Source organism: Chryseobacterium pyrolae (assembly GCF_025153485.1).
In the GTDB taxonomy this organism is placed as follows: Bacteria; Bacteroidota; Bacteroidia; order Flavobacteriales; family Weeksellaceae; genus Chryseobacterium; species Chryseobacterium antibioticum.
The window spans coordinates 302,890-317,894 of the sequence record NZ_JANZQH010000005.1 but is presented as its reverse complement, the minus strand read 5'-3'; the positions used below and the strand labels follow the sequence as shown (position 1 = coordinate 317,894).

Genomic DNA, 15,005 nt, shown 5'->3' with positions numbered 1-15,005 from the left:
AGCCGTGTGCTTTTTATTTATCAATTATCAATGATCTTCTATCATTTATATTTTACTCTACTTCTTCAAAGAATTTTTTAACTTTTTCCATAAGCGACTGCCCAAAGGTGAGTTTCGCTCTTCTGTTTTCCTGCTGTTGGGTAACAACGGCCTGTTGCTCCTGAACTGTAGCTGACGGCTGAAGTTGCTGAGTTGTTTCTGTCTGTATTTCAGTAGTTTCTGCTTTAGCAACTTCTTCCTCAACGAACGCCTCTTCTTCAGCGCCCTGCTTTTTGTCCCGAATCTTTAAACTCTCCATCAGCAAGCCGATTGAAGTAGCAAATTCCGGGCCTTTCAGGTACTGGTTTTTGTCGTTGGCAATATATTCATTTGCAAAACCGATTCTGCTGTCAAAACCTGTTGTATAATTGGCCAGCTGACGAAGGTGTTTCAAGTTGGATCCGCCTCCTGTAAGGACAATCCCTGCAATCAGCTTTTTCTTTTGCTCAAATGCTCCATACGCTTTTAATTCGGTGTTAACCATTTCCAGAATTTCTTCTACTCTGGCATTGATGATCTGTGCCAGGGTTTTAAGAGAAATCTCCTTGTCCGGTCTTCCGTGAAGCCCTGGAATAGTAACAAATGTACTGTCTTTTTCCAGTTCCGGAACTGCAGAACCGAATTTTACTTTCAGTTGTTCTGCATGTTTCTCAATGATGGAGCAGCCTTCTTTGATATCTTCCGTAATAATACCGCCTCCGTAAGGGATTACGCAGGTATGACGGATGATATTGTCTTTGAAGATGGCAATATCTGTAGTACCGCCTCCTATATCTACTATAGCAACGCCGGCTTCTTTTTCTTCTTTAGTTAGTACAGCTTCTGAAGACGCCAAAGGTTCCAGGGTAAGGGCTTCCATTTCCAGGCCTGCTTCTCTTACACATCTTGCGATGTTTCTGATGCTGCCCATCTGTCCTACTACCACATGAAAATTGGCTTCCAAGCGTTTTCCGTGCATTCCAACGGGCTCCTGTATTTCGCCTTCGGAATCCACTTTATATTCCTGGGGAAGAACATGGATGATTTCTTCTCCGGGAAGCATGACCAGCTTTTTTACCTGATCTTTCAGTGCTTCGATGTCGTCGTCTGTAATAAATTTGTCCGGATGCTCACGCATAATATAGTCGGAATGCTGCAGAGAACGGATGTGTTTTCCTGCAATACCCACCGTAACTTTACGGATAGGAACTCCTGCGCTGGATTGTGCTTCAGAAACGGCAGCCTTGATTGAATTAATGGTTTGTGATATATTATTCACAATACCCTTATGAACTCCAAGACTTTTGGCCTTCCCAACGCCGAGAATTTCTATCTTCCCGTGTGCATTCCTCCGTCCGACTATCGCGACAATCTTCGTTGTCCCGATGTCCAGACCTACTGAATACTCTTGATTTTCCATTTTATGTCGATTTGATTTTTTTCTACTTTTTCATGTCTGGGACGATGTCCCTTTTTTTAATCAAATTGGATCTTATCCAATTCTATGCTAAATGGTCCCTTTGGACTTGTCTTTATTCTATTTTTACTTTTGCCTTGGGCTTTGTAGCTGCCGGCTTTTTCTCTGTCTTTTTAGTTTCCTTTGGTTTGACCGTCGTTTTGGGTTTTATTTTTTCCTTCGGCTTTACGGAAGGGGCTTTTGTTTTTTTTGTATTCGCAACTTTAGGCATGGCTTCCGGCTTTTTTGCTGCTGCCAGGAGCGGGGCCTTTGCCAGTTCCAGATTTCCTGCTTTCAGAATACTGTCGTTTTCTTTGAAATAAGGATTTAAAGTGGTTACAATCTGGTTCTGGTATTTTACAGATACTAAGCTGTACTTTTGGGGATCCTGGAATACCAGATATTTTTCCACGAAGGTTTTTAAACCTTTTACCTTAAACTCTATATTGTCAAGATCTCCTATTTCTACTTTGTAATTTCCATCACTGGTCAGAAGATTATAATCGCCTCTACTTTTTGAAATCCCGATAAAGAATTTTTTGCTGAAATCATCTTTATCAATCTTTTCAACCAGCTCAGCCAGTTTTTCATATTCATCCGGTTTCACATCTCCTGTTACGAGCATACAAGGATGCGAATAGGTCCTGGATATGGGGAACTCGGTTCCTTTTTCATCTACATAAAAGTCTTTTCCGTCTTTATTCAGTCTGAAAACAGGAATTCTTTGTCTGATATCCAGGTAGAGTTTTCCGTTCAGGTTCAAATAGACATTGGCACTGTCTACCGCAGGAAGAGAGTTGATCTTCTTTTCAAGCACGGGTATATTCAGGTCTCCGACTTTTCCAGAAGGGTTTTCTTTTTTTACAATTTCCCGGATATCTTTTTCATCTATGAAGTATACCGGAGTTTTTTCATTCATTTTTACAGAAATCTTATTGTCCGTAATCTTCTGGCCGCTGAATCTCTTCAATGAGAAACTCAGCAGTAATCCAAGGATGATCACTGTGACAGCAATTTTTAATATTCTGTATTTATTTTTCATAATTATAAGATGTCAGATTTCAGACGTCAGATATCAGAAACTGATTCATTTTTCATTATTAATTTTTCACTTTTATTTTTTTGAAATCCATTCACAAATAGGGTCATACAGGGTATCAATGTTTCCTGCGCCTACGGTAAGGAGGATGTCAAAATCTTTTTCTTTTATTTTTTCAAAAGCACCGGATAAGTCCGATTTTTCTTTTTTATCTAAATTCACTTTTTCCAATAACCAGTCGGACGTTATTCCTTCAAAATTTTCCTGAAGCTCTCTCGCAGGATAAATATCGAGAAGGATCAGCTCATCCGATTTACTTAAGCTTTCTGCAAATCCGTCAGCGAAATCTCTTGTTCTGCTGAAAAGATGTGGCTGAAAGACCACTAAAAGTTTTTTCTCAGGGTAAAAAGTTCTGATAGAGCTTACTACCGCATTAATTTCTGTCGGATGGTGGGCATAGTCATCAATATAAATTTTACTGTTTGGATAAATATGTTTGGTATATCTTCTTTTAATTCCTTTAAAATTGGCAATAGCCTTTTTCAGTGTTTCAAAATCTACGCCTAAATTGTGAAGGATAGCCAGGGCTGCAGTCGCATTTTCCACATTATGGATTCCCGGAACATCCCACACAAAATCTTTTATGGTTTCTGAAGGAGTATGGAAATCAAAATAGATTTTATCGTGATCCATACGCAGGTTATCTGAGTAGTAATCTGCTGCTTCATTCACGGCATAGGTCTGATGTGCTCTTCCTATATCCAAGCCTTTTCTTACAAACAACTGTCTGTCATTCGGAACAAGGGCTGCAAACTGCTTGAAACCTTCTTCAATGTGGCTTTTATCGCCATAAATATCCAGATGGTCTGCATCGGTAGACGTTACTACGGCCCAGTCCGGAGAAAGGTTCAGGAAGCTTCTGTCATATTCATCGGCTTCTACTACGGAGTATTCTGTTCCGTTGTATAAGAAGTTTGATTTAAAATTTTCAGAAATACCGCCTAAAAAGCATGAAAATGGAAGATTGGCTTCTTTGCACAGGTGAGAAACCAGTGTAGAAGTTGTTGTTTTTCCATGGGTTCCTGCTACAGCGATACAGTCTGTATTTTCTGTGATCAGGCCTAAAACCTTAGCCCGTTTTAAGACTTCAAACTGATTTTGGTTGAAATAATCTAAAATTCCCAGCGTTTTAATGGCAGGAGTATAGATCACCAATGTATTTTCTTTTTGAAGTGTAGTTATTTTTTCGTCAATGTTATCTTCGAAAACGATATCAATTCCTTCTTTCATAAGCAGGGTAGTAAGCTTGGTATTGGTCTTGTCATAGCCCAGCACTTTTTTGCCCGAAGCATTGAAATAACGCGCCAAAGCACTCATTCCGATACCTCCGATGCCTACGAAGTAATAATTTTGATATGTTTCTAATATGTTCATTCTTTTTTGTATTAATGTATAATGTATAATGTACAATGTATTTTTATCGTTGAATATATTTTACATTGTACTTTTTACAATTTTAAATATCTCATCTACAATTTCTTTTGCGGCATTGGGCTTGGCAAAATATTCGAGGTTGTGAGACATTTCTTTTCTTAAATTTTCACTGCTGCAGATCTCTTCCAGTGTATTCCAGAATTTTTCCTGCATTTCAGAGTCTTTTACCATTCTGGCTGCATTTTTTTCAACCAGGTTCATGGCGTTTTTAGTCTGGTGGTCTTCTGCCGCAAACGGGAAGGGTACCAGAAGAACAGGTTTCTTAGCTACTGCTAACTCTGAAATGGCAATGGCACCTGCTCTTGAAACAATGATATCTGCCGCAGAATAGGCTGTTTCCATGTCTCTGATGAATTCATGGATCTGGATGTTTCTGCTATCGTTATCTTTTGTTTCTTCTATTATATCTTGATAATCAAGCTTTCCGGTCTGCCAGATCAGCTGATAATCTTTTTTTACAAGTTCGTTTAGATTAGATCTCCAGGCATTATTTAATGTTCTGGAGCCTAAAGAGCCGCCTACAGAAAGAATCGTAAGCTTATCTTTATTTAATCCCATTTTTTCTTTCGCCTGTGCTGTTTCTGTCATTCCTGTGATGATATTCTCACGAATAGGATTTCCCAGGAATTTTATTTTTTCAGCAGGGAAGCCTTCTACTTTTGGATAGGCCGTGAAAACAGCTTTTGCCTTCTTACTCAAAATTTTATTGGTAACTCCGGCGTGTGCATTCTGCTCCTGAATAAAGATGGGAATTCCCAGTTTACTTGCTTCATACAAAGCGGGGCCGCTTGCAAAACCTCCTGTTCCTACTGCAAAATCCGGAGCGAAATTTCTAATGATCTTTTTTGATTTAGATAAACTTTTCAAAATTTTGAAAGGCAGTCCTAAATTTGATAGCATATTTCCTCTGTCTATTCCGGCAATATCAATTCCTTCAATTATATAGCCTGCCTGCGGAACTTTTTCCATTTCCATTTTTCCGTTGGCACCTATGAACAAAAATTCGGTATCAGGAAATCTTTTTTTGATTTCATCTGCGATGGCAATAGCCGGGAAGATATGTCCTCCTGTTCCGCCGCCGGATAATACTATTTTTAATTTTTTGTTCATTTTTTAAATCGTCCCCTTGGGACTCTTTGTTGTTGTTGCTATATTTCTTTGACAGGATTTTATCCTATCCTGTGTTAAACCGTCCCCTTGGGACTCTTTGACAGTTTATGCGATATCATTAATTTCCGCTACACTTTGTTTTTTGCCCATTCCTTCTTCATCGTATATCTGGATTCTTGAGCTTATATTTAAAATAATTCCAAGCTGGAGATAGGTAACCAGCATGGAGGTTCCTCCATAACTTATCAGGGGCAATGGCTGTCCTGTTACCGGGATCAGATTGACTGCTACCGCAATATTGACTGCAAGCTGTATAAAGATCATCACCCCGAGACTGAGCACGAGGAGTGAGCCAAAAAAGGCCGGCATCTTACTGGCAATCATCACAATCCTGATCATCATAATAAGGTAGAGACAGATCAGGAATGCTGCGCCAATAAGTCCGTATTCTTCTACAATCACTGCGAAAATAAAGTCGGAGGCAGATTGTGGAAGCATTTGTTTTAATGCACTTTTTCCAGGTCCCATTCCGGTAATTCCACCGTGAACAATGGCTGCTTTGGCCTGCATTACCTGATAATTTTTTGCTTTTACGCTTTCGTCATCCACATCAGCTGACTTTGCCTTACTGGATGTAAATGTTTCGATACGGCTCATCCATGTATGAACACGGTTTCCGCCTATCAGGTTGGTATTTAATGCAACAATCAGGAATAAAACAATGGCTATAAATGAGGAAGAGATAAAGCCTGCAATGTATTTCCAGTGAAGCTGTCCTATGATCAGGACAATTACGGAAACCATAAGGATCATCAATGCCGTAGAACCGTTGTCTTTTGCTACCAAAACAAACACCAGCAGGATAGGCCCGAAGATGTACATAATGTTCTCTATAGGAAGCCTTTCCCTTGTTATTTTTTTGGTCAGATATCTGCAGAGATAAATGACCAGCATTAAAAACGCAAATGATGATGGCTGGAATGAGATAGGGGTTCCGGGAATTTTCAACCATCTTGAAGCACTGGCTCCGTCAATAGTTTGCCCCGTAAACATGGTGACTACAAGCAGGACAATCATTAAACCTAGCAGAATACTGCTGAGCTTTCCGATGTACTCGTATTTCACCATTCCAACGACTCTCATGATTACCAGACCTAAGACCACAAAGAACATATGTTTGATCACGTGACCGGTAGTGGTCCCGTTATTAACAATATATTCCAGATTTGAACTTGCAGAATATACAGGGAAAATAGAGAAAATGGAGATCACAAGGATGACCATCCAAAGTACTTTATCGCCCTTTAGCAATTCAATTCTGTTTTCTGTGTTCTGTTCGTCCATATTTTTTGTATTCATGTAAAATGTATGTTGTACAATGTACTTTTTACATCCGACATTTTACTTTTTACATTTACTTTAATACTTGTTCTTTAAACTGTTTTCCCCTGTCTTCATAGCTTTTGAACAGGTCAAAACTTGCGCAGCACGGAGAGAGCAAAACGGTATCTCCGCTCTTGGCCAGTGATTTTGATATTTTCACGGCTTCTTCCATGCTTGAAGTGTCATAGATGAATTCTTTTTTGTCTTTAAAGAAGTCTATGATCTTCGAATTGTCTATTCCCAAGCAAACAATGGCTTTTACTTTTCTTTTAACGAGTTCCTCAATTTCTGAGTAGTCGTTTCCTTTATCCAATCCTCCTACGATCCAAACCGTCGGGGTTTTCATGCTTTCCAGGGCGTAATAGGTAGCGTTTACATTCGTTGCCTTGCTGTCGTTGATGTATTTTACACCATTGGTTTCTGTCACGAATTCAAGTCTGTGTTCTACCGCCTGGAAAGTCATTAGAGAGTTTCTGATACTTTCGTTGTTGATTTCCAGTATTTTACCGGCAATAGAAGCCGCTAAGCTATTAGCAACATTGTGATTTCCAAGAAGGGAAAGCTTATCAATCTTCATTGAAAATTCGTCCTTCATTTTTACCACAATCTGATCGTCATCAATGAAACCACCTTCAGACAATTTTTCTTTTGTAGAGAAGGGAATCATTTTCGCCTTTATTTCAAGCTTTTCAAGGATATTTTTGCTCATTTCATCATCTTTATTGTAGATGAAGAAATTATCATTTTCCTGATTTTCAGCAATTCTGAATTTAGCTAAAGCATATTCTTCATAATTGTAGTTGTACTGATCCAGGTGATCCTGGGACAGGTTCAACAATAGGGAAATATAAGGTCTGAAGTTCTGAATATCATCCAATTGGAAAGAACTTACTTCCAAAACATAATATTCATGATTCTCGTCAGCCACCTGTTTTGCAAAGCTGTATCCTATATTTCCTCCCAATCCTACGTTCAGTCCGTCATTTTTCAGGATGTAGTAGATCAGGGATGTTGTTGTTGTTTTTCCGTTGCTTCCTGTAATCGCGATGATTTTGGCATCGGTAAATTCTGAAGCAAATTCAATTTCAGAGGAGATTCTTATTCCTTTTTCATGAATTTTATGGATGATCTCAGCCTTTTTGGGAATTCCCGGGCTTTTCACAATCCATTCGGCGTTTAAAATTCTTTCTTCGTTGTGGTTTCCTTCTTCAAATTCAATTTCATTTTCGGCTAAAAACTGTTTATAGTTATCCTTAATAGCTCCTTTGTCTGAAAGAAAAACCTCCAGACCCTGTTTTTTCGCTAAATAAGCGGCTCCGCATCCGCTCTCTCCACCTCCTAAAACAACTATTTTCATATTTATTCTTTTGTAAAATGTATAATGTAATATGTATTAATGTAATTTGGTTTTGTATTAATACGTCATACTTTACACAAGGTTTTATCTCATTTTTAATGTGATCAGGCATACAATAGCCAGCACTACACCGATGATGATCATTCTGTTGACGATCTTACTCTCATGGAAACCTCCTTTCTGATAATGGTGGTGTAATGGTGACATTCTAAAAAATCTATTATTCTGAGCATATTCCAGCCCGTATTTTCTTTTTCTGTATTTGAAAACAACGACCTGCAGCATTACAGATACGTTTTCAATCAGGAAGATTCCGCATAAAACAGGAATCAGAAGTTCTTTTCTCAAAATGATGGCTAAAACAGCAATCACTCCTCCGAGCATTAAACTTCCTGTATCGCCCATAAAAACCTGGGCAGGGTAGGTATTGTACCAGAAGAAACCGATCACGGCACCTACCATGGCTACCGCAAAAATGGTGGTTTCCCCCATATTTGGGAGGAACATGATATTGAGGTAATCCGCAAAAATAATGTTCCCGGAAAGGTAGGCGAACAGGGCGAGGGTAAGCAGTATAATGGCACTGGTTCCTGCCGCGAGCCCATCGATTCCGTCTGTGATATTAGCTCCATTGGAAACGGCTGTCACGATGAAAATAACGATTGGGATAAAGACAATCCATGCCCACTCATGGGCATCTTTATCATTCATCCAAAACAGGATTCCACTGTAATCGAACTCGTTGTTTTTGGCAAACGGAACGGTAGAAACGGTGATCTTTTCTGTTGGCATGAAGTTCTGCTCTACATTATTTCGGTTCACCACTTTTGCATCTGCATATTTTCTTTTAACGGTAATGTCAGGGTGGAAATACATTGTTATTCCGACAATTAGCCCTAATCCAACCTGGCCTACAATTTTAAATTTTCCGCTCAGACCGTCTTTATTTTTCTTTATTTTCTTTAAATAATCATCTACAAAACCTATAGCACCCATCCATAACATGGAAACAAGCAGCAGAACGATATAGACATTGGTGATTCTCGTAAAAAGTAACACGGGAATGATGGTTGCGATGATAATGATCAGTCCACCCATTGTTGGTGTTCCTTCTTTCTGCTTTTGTCCGTCTAATCCAAGGTCACGCACCAGCTCACCCATCTGTTTTCCTCTCAGGTAATTGATGATCCTTTTTCCGTAGACCAGGGCAATGATAAGAGAAAACAGCACGGCTATTCCTGCACGGAAAGAAATGTATTTCAGCATTCCCAATCCCGGTATATGGATTCCCTGACTGGTTAGATATTCGTATAGATAGTATAGCATGTCCTTATTATTGATGTTTGATAATTGATGATTGATATCTGAAACGGATATTATTCAATTTTACTATTTAATTTACTTTTATAGGTAGATGTAACTTTTAAAATTTCTAAAGATTCTTTCATCAGTTCATCTATTTTTATTTGAGAAATCATATTTAATTCTTCAATGACTTCCAGCCAAAATACGGTTTCATCAGCTTCCTCTACAACAATGCAAATCTTTGCATATTTTTCCTTATCAGATCTTGCTCTGCACATTGCTCTGTAATTGGCTGCTGTAGAACTTGCGCATCGAAATATTTGTTTTCTGATTACTGAAACTTTATCTGAAAATGGTAATTCTGATAGTTCATTGATAATCTTAATAGCTAAATCTTTTGTTCTTTTAGCGAAAATCTGATTATAATTGTTTTCCATCATTCATTATCAATAATCATTTATATCTATTTACTCATCAACTTCCAAAGTTCGTTGATCGTTTCTTTGTCGTCAAAATGATGTTTTACACCATTCATGTCCTGATAGGTTTCGTGGCCTTTTCCGGCTACTAAAACAATATCTTTTGGCTCTGCAAACTTGATCGCCATTTTGATGGCTTCTCTTCTGTCCGGAATGGAAGTGTATTTGCTGAAGTTTTGAGATTCAACACCAGCTTCAATTTCTTTGATGATCTGTGCAGGATCTTCTGTCCTCGGATTGTCTGAAGTAATGATTGCCAGCGTTGATTTCCTGGTGGCAATATTTCCCATTTCAGGTCTCTTGGAGTGGTCTCTGTCGCCTCCGCATCCGAAAACGGTAATCAGTCTTTCGTTTTTGGTTCTGATATCATTAATGCTGTCCAAAATGTTTTCTAAAGCATCCGGAGTATGAGCATAATCTACGATGAAAAATATGCCGCCTTCCGATTTGAAGGTTTCAAATCTTCCGGAAACTCTCTTTAGCTGACTGATCGCCTGCAAAATTTCATCCTGCTCAAAACCGAGTTCTGATGCAATTCCGAAAACCAGGAGTAAATTATAGACATTGAACCTTCCTGTCAATGTTGTCCAGAATTCTTTTCCGTTGAAATTCAACAGCATTCCGTTGAAGTCAATTTCTAAAGATTTTCCGTGGTAATCTGCCATAGTTTTCAAAGCATAAGACTTTTTCTGTGCCTTAGTGTTCTGAAGCATGACCATGCCATTTTTATCATCAACATTGGTGATGGCTATGGCAGTATCTTCGAGTTCGTCAAAAAACCTTTTCTTCGTTTTAAGGTATTCGTCGAATGTTTTATGATAATCCAGATGGTCATGGGTAAGGTTGGTAAATCCGGCTATTTTAAAATGCAGGCCTTCAATCCTGTTCTGTGCAATTCCGTGGGAGCTTACTTCCATGAAAGCGAATTCACAACCTTTTTCAACCGCCTGAGCCAGCATTTTATTGATGGTAATCACATCCGGAGTGGTATGTGTGGCAGGAATAATTTCATCGGCAATTCTGATCTCCACCGTGGAAAGCAGTGCCGACTCATATCCTAGATTTTGGAATACATCAAAAAGAAGGGTAGAGACCGATGTTTTTCCATTGGTTCCCGTAACGCCTATCAATTTAAGTTTCTGAGATGGATTGCCGTAAAAGTTGGATGCCAGATGTCCTAGTGTTTTAGATGAATCTTTCACCTTTATGTAGGTTACATTTTCATCCATTGTTTCAGGGAATTCTTCGCAAACAACTGCTTTTGCACCTTTTTCAACAGATGATGCAATGTATGAATGTCCGTCTGCAACGGTTCCTCTCACTGCAACGTAGAGTGAGTTTTCCGTGATCTTTCTGCTATCGAAAACCAATTCTGAAACCTCACGGGCGTCGTCGCCGTGAATTTCTAAAACTGGGATTCTTTTTAATAATTCTGTTATTATCATTTTTTATCAATAGGATTTCATCCTATCCGTTATTAAATCGTCCCTTGGGGACTTGGTTTTCTATTTTAATTCTGCAGAGACAAATAAATTCTCTGGTTTTTACTGATTATGGTGCCTTCCAGCGGGAATTGTTCTTTAATTCGTCCAACTCCTTTAAAATCAACTCTGTATCCTAAGTTTTCCAGTTGGGGGATGATGTTTTTACCGATCATTCCCACTACGCTTGGCATTTGCTTATTATTTACAGCTATTTTAACATTAGGTTCAATCAATTTATTGAGGTTTACCTTTCTGTCTACAAGCATTTCTTTTTCAATATTCTGAGGTGTTTTCAGGAATGTTTTTCCAGCGATTTCTTTAAACACCGGTGCTGAAACCGTACCTCCATAAAAGCTTTTTGCTGTATTAGGCTCACTAATCATCACATAACAGGTGTATTTTGGATTATCAGCCGGATAAAACCCTGCGAAAGAAGCTCTGTACTTCATTGGGCCGGGAAGCCAGTATTCAAATCTTGCGGTTCCTGTTTTTCCTGCCATTTTTAGGTTGGGTGTAAAAATGCTTCGTCCTGTTCCTTTTTCTACGGCTTTGGTCAATGCGCTGGTCATCATTTTGATGGCTTTTTCAGAGGCCATTTTGTTCACAATGACTTCCGGTTTTGCGCTGTACATTACTTTCCCGTCTTTCATGATCTTATCAATGAATAGAGGTTTAAGCATTTTACCGCCGTTAGCAACCCCATTATAGAACGTTGTTAACTGTAACAGATTGATGTTTGATGAATATCCGTAAGAAATAGAAGCCAAAGTGGCGGCGTTCCATCTCTTGTTCTGTGGGGTTACGATCTTGGGTTTTGTGATTCCCGGCAGCTCGATATCCATTTTATCGAATAATTTCCATCTCTTCAGGTGATCAAGGAAAATCTGTGGTTTTTCTGCGTAATATTTTGTGATCAGTTTTGCTGTTCCCACGTTGCTTGATTTGGCTAAAACATCACTTATATCGTAAGTTCCTCCTCCGTGACCGTCTGAAATCCTTTGTTTTGCATAAGTCCAAACCCCGTTTCCGACGTTTACGGTTGTGTTTTCATCGATGAAGCCGTCATCCATTGCTGCTAAAAGGGAAATCGTCTTAAAGGTAGAACCCGGTTCAATATTATCTTTTATGGCATAGTTGTAAGAATCTTCGTAATTGCCATCTTCATTTTTTCTTAAATTAACCAATGCACGAACCTTTCCGGTTTGTGTTTCCATGACAATTACTGTTCCGTGTTTTGCTTCATAAGTGATCAGTTGCTTCTCTAAAGCAGAGTGCGCAATGTCCTGAATTCTAAGATCTAAGGTGGTGTAAACATCTTCACCATCCACCGGTTCTTTTACTTTCCAGTAATCAATCGGCTTCCACTGTGAGGAATTGATTCTTTGTTCCAACCTTTTTCCGTCGGTTCCGGTAAGGTATTTAGAGAAAGCACCTTCCAGTCCGGCTTTAACTTCACCGTTGTCGATACCTATGGTTCCTGCCCCAATCTCCGAAGTAGCGAGTTCTCTCTTATAGTTTCGGTCTACGATAAAACCTCCTTTGTTTTTACCTTTTTTAAAGATGGGGAAGTTTCTTATTCTGTCGTATTCGTCGAAATCAAGACCTTTTACCAGGGTGTAGTATTGGTTTTTCTTTTTCTTCTGTTCATCAAATTTCTGTCTGAATTCTCCTCTGGATTTTCCAAACATTTTGCTTAAGGAATCTGTGAGTGCACCGATGTTGTTGCTGTAGATCGTATCCTTCATTGTTTTGAAATCAAGATAGATGTCATAGCGCATTACGGTTGTTGCGAGAATAGACCCGTCTGATGCAAACAGGTTTCCGCGGGCAGCTTTTAAAGTGGCTTCGCGGTAGTTTTTATTAATGTAATCGTCTTTAATTTCCTGAACGTTAGTGTTTTGCAGGATCACTATTCTTGTCAGAAACAGCACAAATACGCACAGGACTCCTACTGCGAAGAGGTAGCCCCACCTTAACGTTTTTTTACGTTTGCTATCGTATTCATTTTGCTTTTGCATCTGTACTGTCTAGTTTTATGAGCAGTTTATGAGGATGATTTTCCAAAGTCATCAATGAGTCCTTTGCTACTTCCTTCCCCAGTTGCGATTCCATTTTCACTTTGATCAGCTTACTCTGAGCGTAAGCGTTTCTCGATTTATATTCTTCTGTTTCTTCTTTTAAAGCATTGACAATTTTAATCTTCTTGTTGACGAGGTGATTGCTAAAGATCATCGCCATCATCAGAATGAACAACAGTAAAAAATACTTGTAATGAGTTTTGATCTCATCACGGTTCAGAAAGTTTCCTTTTATAATGTCTATAAAAGTGAGTCTTTTCTGAGGGCGGTTTGTTGTTCTTTTTGCCAAAGTTTTTTATGTCAATTTGTTTACAGTGAATTCACTTCATTTGTCAATTGTCAATTTTTTATAAGTTTCAAATTCACAATTGGCCATTCACCATTCACTTTTATACTTTTATTCCTGTTCTCATTTTAGCACTTCTTGCTCTTGAATTTTCTTCAATCTCCTTGTCGTCGGGGATGACGGCTTTAGTCTTAAGCAATTCAAATACCTTTTTATAATTTCCGTAGATGTCTCTTTGCTGTTCTCCTTCAAACATTCCATTTTTAAGGAATCTTTTTACCAAACGGTCTTCTAATGAATGGTAAGAAATCACAACAAGCCTTCCTTCGGGTCTTAAGATATTGTAAGCCTGAACAAGCATTTCTTTCAATGCTTCAAGTTCCTGGTTAACCTCTATTCTTATTGCCTGGAAAAGCTGTGCATAGAATTTATTCACCTTATGAGGCGGAAGATAGCTGAAAAGCTTTTTCAGATCTTCGGTGGTATTGATGATTTTTGTTTTTCTGTGATGAACTATGTCTCTTGCCAGTTTTCTTGCTTCTCTTAACTCACCGTAGTAATAAAATATATCGGCAAGCTCAGTTTCTTCATATTCATTGATCACTTTCTTGGCATCAAGGCTCTGCATGACATTCATTCGCATATCCAGAGGGGCATTGTTTCTTGTAGAAAAGCCTCTTTCCGCTTCATCAAACTGATGGGATGAAACGCCAAGGTCTGCCAATACGCCGTCTACCTGAGGAAAACCATACATCAGCATGGAGTTTTCCAGGAATCTGAAATTCTGATTGACCAGGGTAAATCTCGGATCATCAATTGTATTTTTAAGGGCATCCAGATCCTGGTCAAAACTGAAAAGTTTTCCTTTCTCTGAAAGCCTGCTCAGAATTTCTCTTGAGTGGCCTCCTCCTCCAAAAGTGCAGTCCACATATATTCCGTCAGGATTCGTCACCAAATCATCAACACTCTGCTTCAATAAAACGGGGTTGTGGTACATACTTAATTGTGTTTTTTACCTTGCCTTTTACAGCAAGCGCGGTTTATTCTTCATCTAAAGAGCCCATTACATCTTCAGCAAGGCTGGCAAAATCAGCTTCATTGGTCGAGATCACCTTTTCATAGGCTTCTTTATCCCAAATCTCAAAAAGCTCTCCTGCGCTTGTAATAACAGTGTCTTTCTGAAGGTTTGCAAAATGAACCAGATCTTTTGAGATCTGAAGTCTTCCTGCATTGTCCAGTTCTACTGTTTTTACACCTGCCGTAAACATTCGAATGAAATCAGCATTCTTTTTAATGAATCTGTTTAGCTTATTAATTTTGCCCATCAGTTTGTCCCATGCATTCATGGGATAGACCTCCAGGCAAGGTTGGAACACAGATCTCTTGACTACAAATGCCTTATCGTCGAAGTTTTCCATCTGATTGATCAGGGAGGAGGGAACTTTTAAACGGCCTTTGTCGTCAATTTTACACTCATATGTTCCAATGAAACTTTTCATTTGGGACAAATTTATAT

At 38.9% G+C, this 15,005-nt stretch carries 13 protein-coding genes; all 13 read right to left on the bottom strand.

Features of this window, described 5'->3' with window-relative positions; translation table 11 throughout:
* Nucleotides 1-52: 52 nt before the first annotated feature.
* The 13 genes from ftsA to mraZ all read right to left on the bottom strand — a co-directional run bounded on the left by ftsA (nt 53) and on the right by mraZ (nt 14,988).
* Nucleotides 53-1,438, bottom strand: coding sequence for a cell division protein FtsA (gene ftsA, locus NZD88_RS12960; RefSeq protein ID WP_259829697.1), 1,386 nt, complete (start codon nt 1,436-1,438; stop codon nt 53-55).
* A gap of 112 nt (nt 1,439-1,550) precedes the next feature.
* Nucleotides 1,551-2,516: a cell division protein FtsQ/DivIB gene (locus NZD88_RS12955; RefSeq protein ID WP_259829696.1), complete on the bottom strand. Its 966-nt coding sequence runs from the start codon at nt 2,514-2,516 to the stop codon at nt 1,551-1,553.
* 72 nt (nt 2,517-2,588) lie between these two features.
* Entirely contained in the window at nt 2,589-3,947 is a 1,359-nt protein-coding gene (gene murC / locus NZD88_RS12950) for a UDP-N-acetylmuramate--L-alanine ligase (protein WP_259829695.1), read from the bottom strand.
* 60 nt (nt 3,948-4,007) lie between these two features.
* Nucleotides 4,008-5,117, bottom strand: coding sequence for an undecaprenyldiphospho-muramoylpentapeptide beta-N-acetylglucosaminyltransferase (murG, locus tag NZD88_RS12945; RefSeq protein WP_259829694.1), 1,110 nt, complete (start codon nt 5,115-5,117; stop codon nt 4,008-4,010).
* Between the two features lie 105 nt (nt 5,118-5,222).
* Complete coding sequence (locus tag NZD88_RS12940) at nt 5,223-6,476, bottom strand: FtsW/RodA/SpoVE family cell cycle protein (RefSeq protein ID WP_259829693.1); 1,254 nt, start codon at nt 6,474-6,476, stop codon at nt 5,223-5,225.
* 55 nt (nt 6,477-6,531) lie between these two features.
* The gene (murD, locus tag NZD88_RS12935) at nt 6,532-7,857 is read right to left on the bottom strand and encodes a UDP-N-acetylmuramoyl-L-alanine--D-glutamate ligase (RefSeq protein ID WP_259829692.1); all 1,326 of its coding nucleotides are present in this window, start codon (nt 7,855-7,857) and stop codon (nt 6,532-6,534) included.
* Nucleotides 7,858-7,941: 84 nt separating this feature from the next.
* Nucleotides 7,942-9,183, bottom strand: coding sequence for a phospho-N-acetylmuramoyl-pentapeptide-transferase (gene mraY / locus NZD88_RS12930; RefSeq protein WP_259829691.1), 1,242 nt, complete (start codon nt 9,181-9,183; stop codon nt 7,942-7,944).
* A gap of 50 nt (nt 9,184-9,233) precedes the next feature.
* Nucleotides 9,234-9,602 carry a four helix bundle protein gene (locus tag NZD88_RS12925; protein ID WP_259829688.1) on the bottom strand — a complete coding sequence of 123 codons (369 nt, stop codon included), beginning with the start codon at nt 9,600-9,602 and terminating at the stop codon, nt 9,234-9,236.
* Nucleotides 9,603-9,625: 23 nt separating this feature from the next.
* Nucleotides 9,626-11,086, bottom strand: coding sequence for a UDP-N-acetylmuramoyl-L-alanyl-D-glutamate--2,6-diaminopimelate ligase (locus NZD88_RS12920; protein WP_259829686.1), 1,461 nt, complete (start codon nt 11,084-11,086; stop codon nt 9,626-9,628).
* Nucleotides 11,087-11,151: 65 nt separating this feature from the next.
* Nucleotides 11,152-13,143, bottom strand: a complete 1,992-nt coding sequence (locus NZD88_RS12915) for a penicillin-binding transpeptidase domain-containing protein (protein WP_259829685.1) — start codon at nt 13,141-13,143, stop codon at nt 11,152-11,154.
* A complete protein-coding gene (locus tag NZD88_RS12910) occupies nt 13,127-13,492 on the bottom strand; it encodes an FtsL-like putative cell division protein (protein ID WP_259829684.1) in 366 nt (121 codons plus the stop codon). Before NZD88_RS12910 ends, NZD88_RS12915 begins: the two co-directional genes overlap by 17 nt.
* Nucleotides 13,493-13,592: 100 nt before the next feature.
* Entirely contained in the window at nt 13,593-14,486 is an 894-nt protein-coding gene (gene rsmH, locus NZD88_RS12905) for a 16S rRNA (cytosine(1402)-N(4))-methyltransferase RsmH (protein WP_259829682.1), read from the bottom strand.
* A gap of 43 nt (nt 14,487-14,529) precedes the next feature.
* Nucleotides 14,530-14,988, bottom strand: a complete 459-nt coding sequence (gene mraZ, locus NZD88_RS12900) for a division/cell wall cluster transcriptional repressor MraZ (RefSeq protein ID WP_073328675.1) — start codon at nt 14,986-14,988, stop codon at nt 14,530-14,532.
* Nucleotides 14,989-15,005 lie beyond the last annotated feature (17 nt).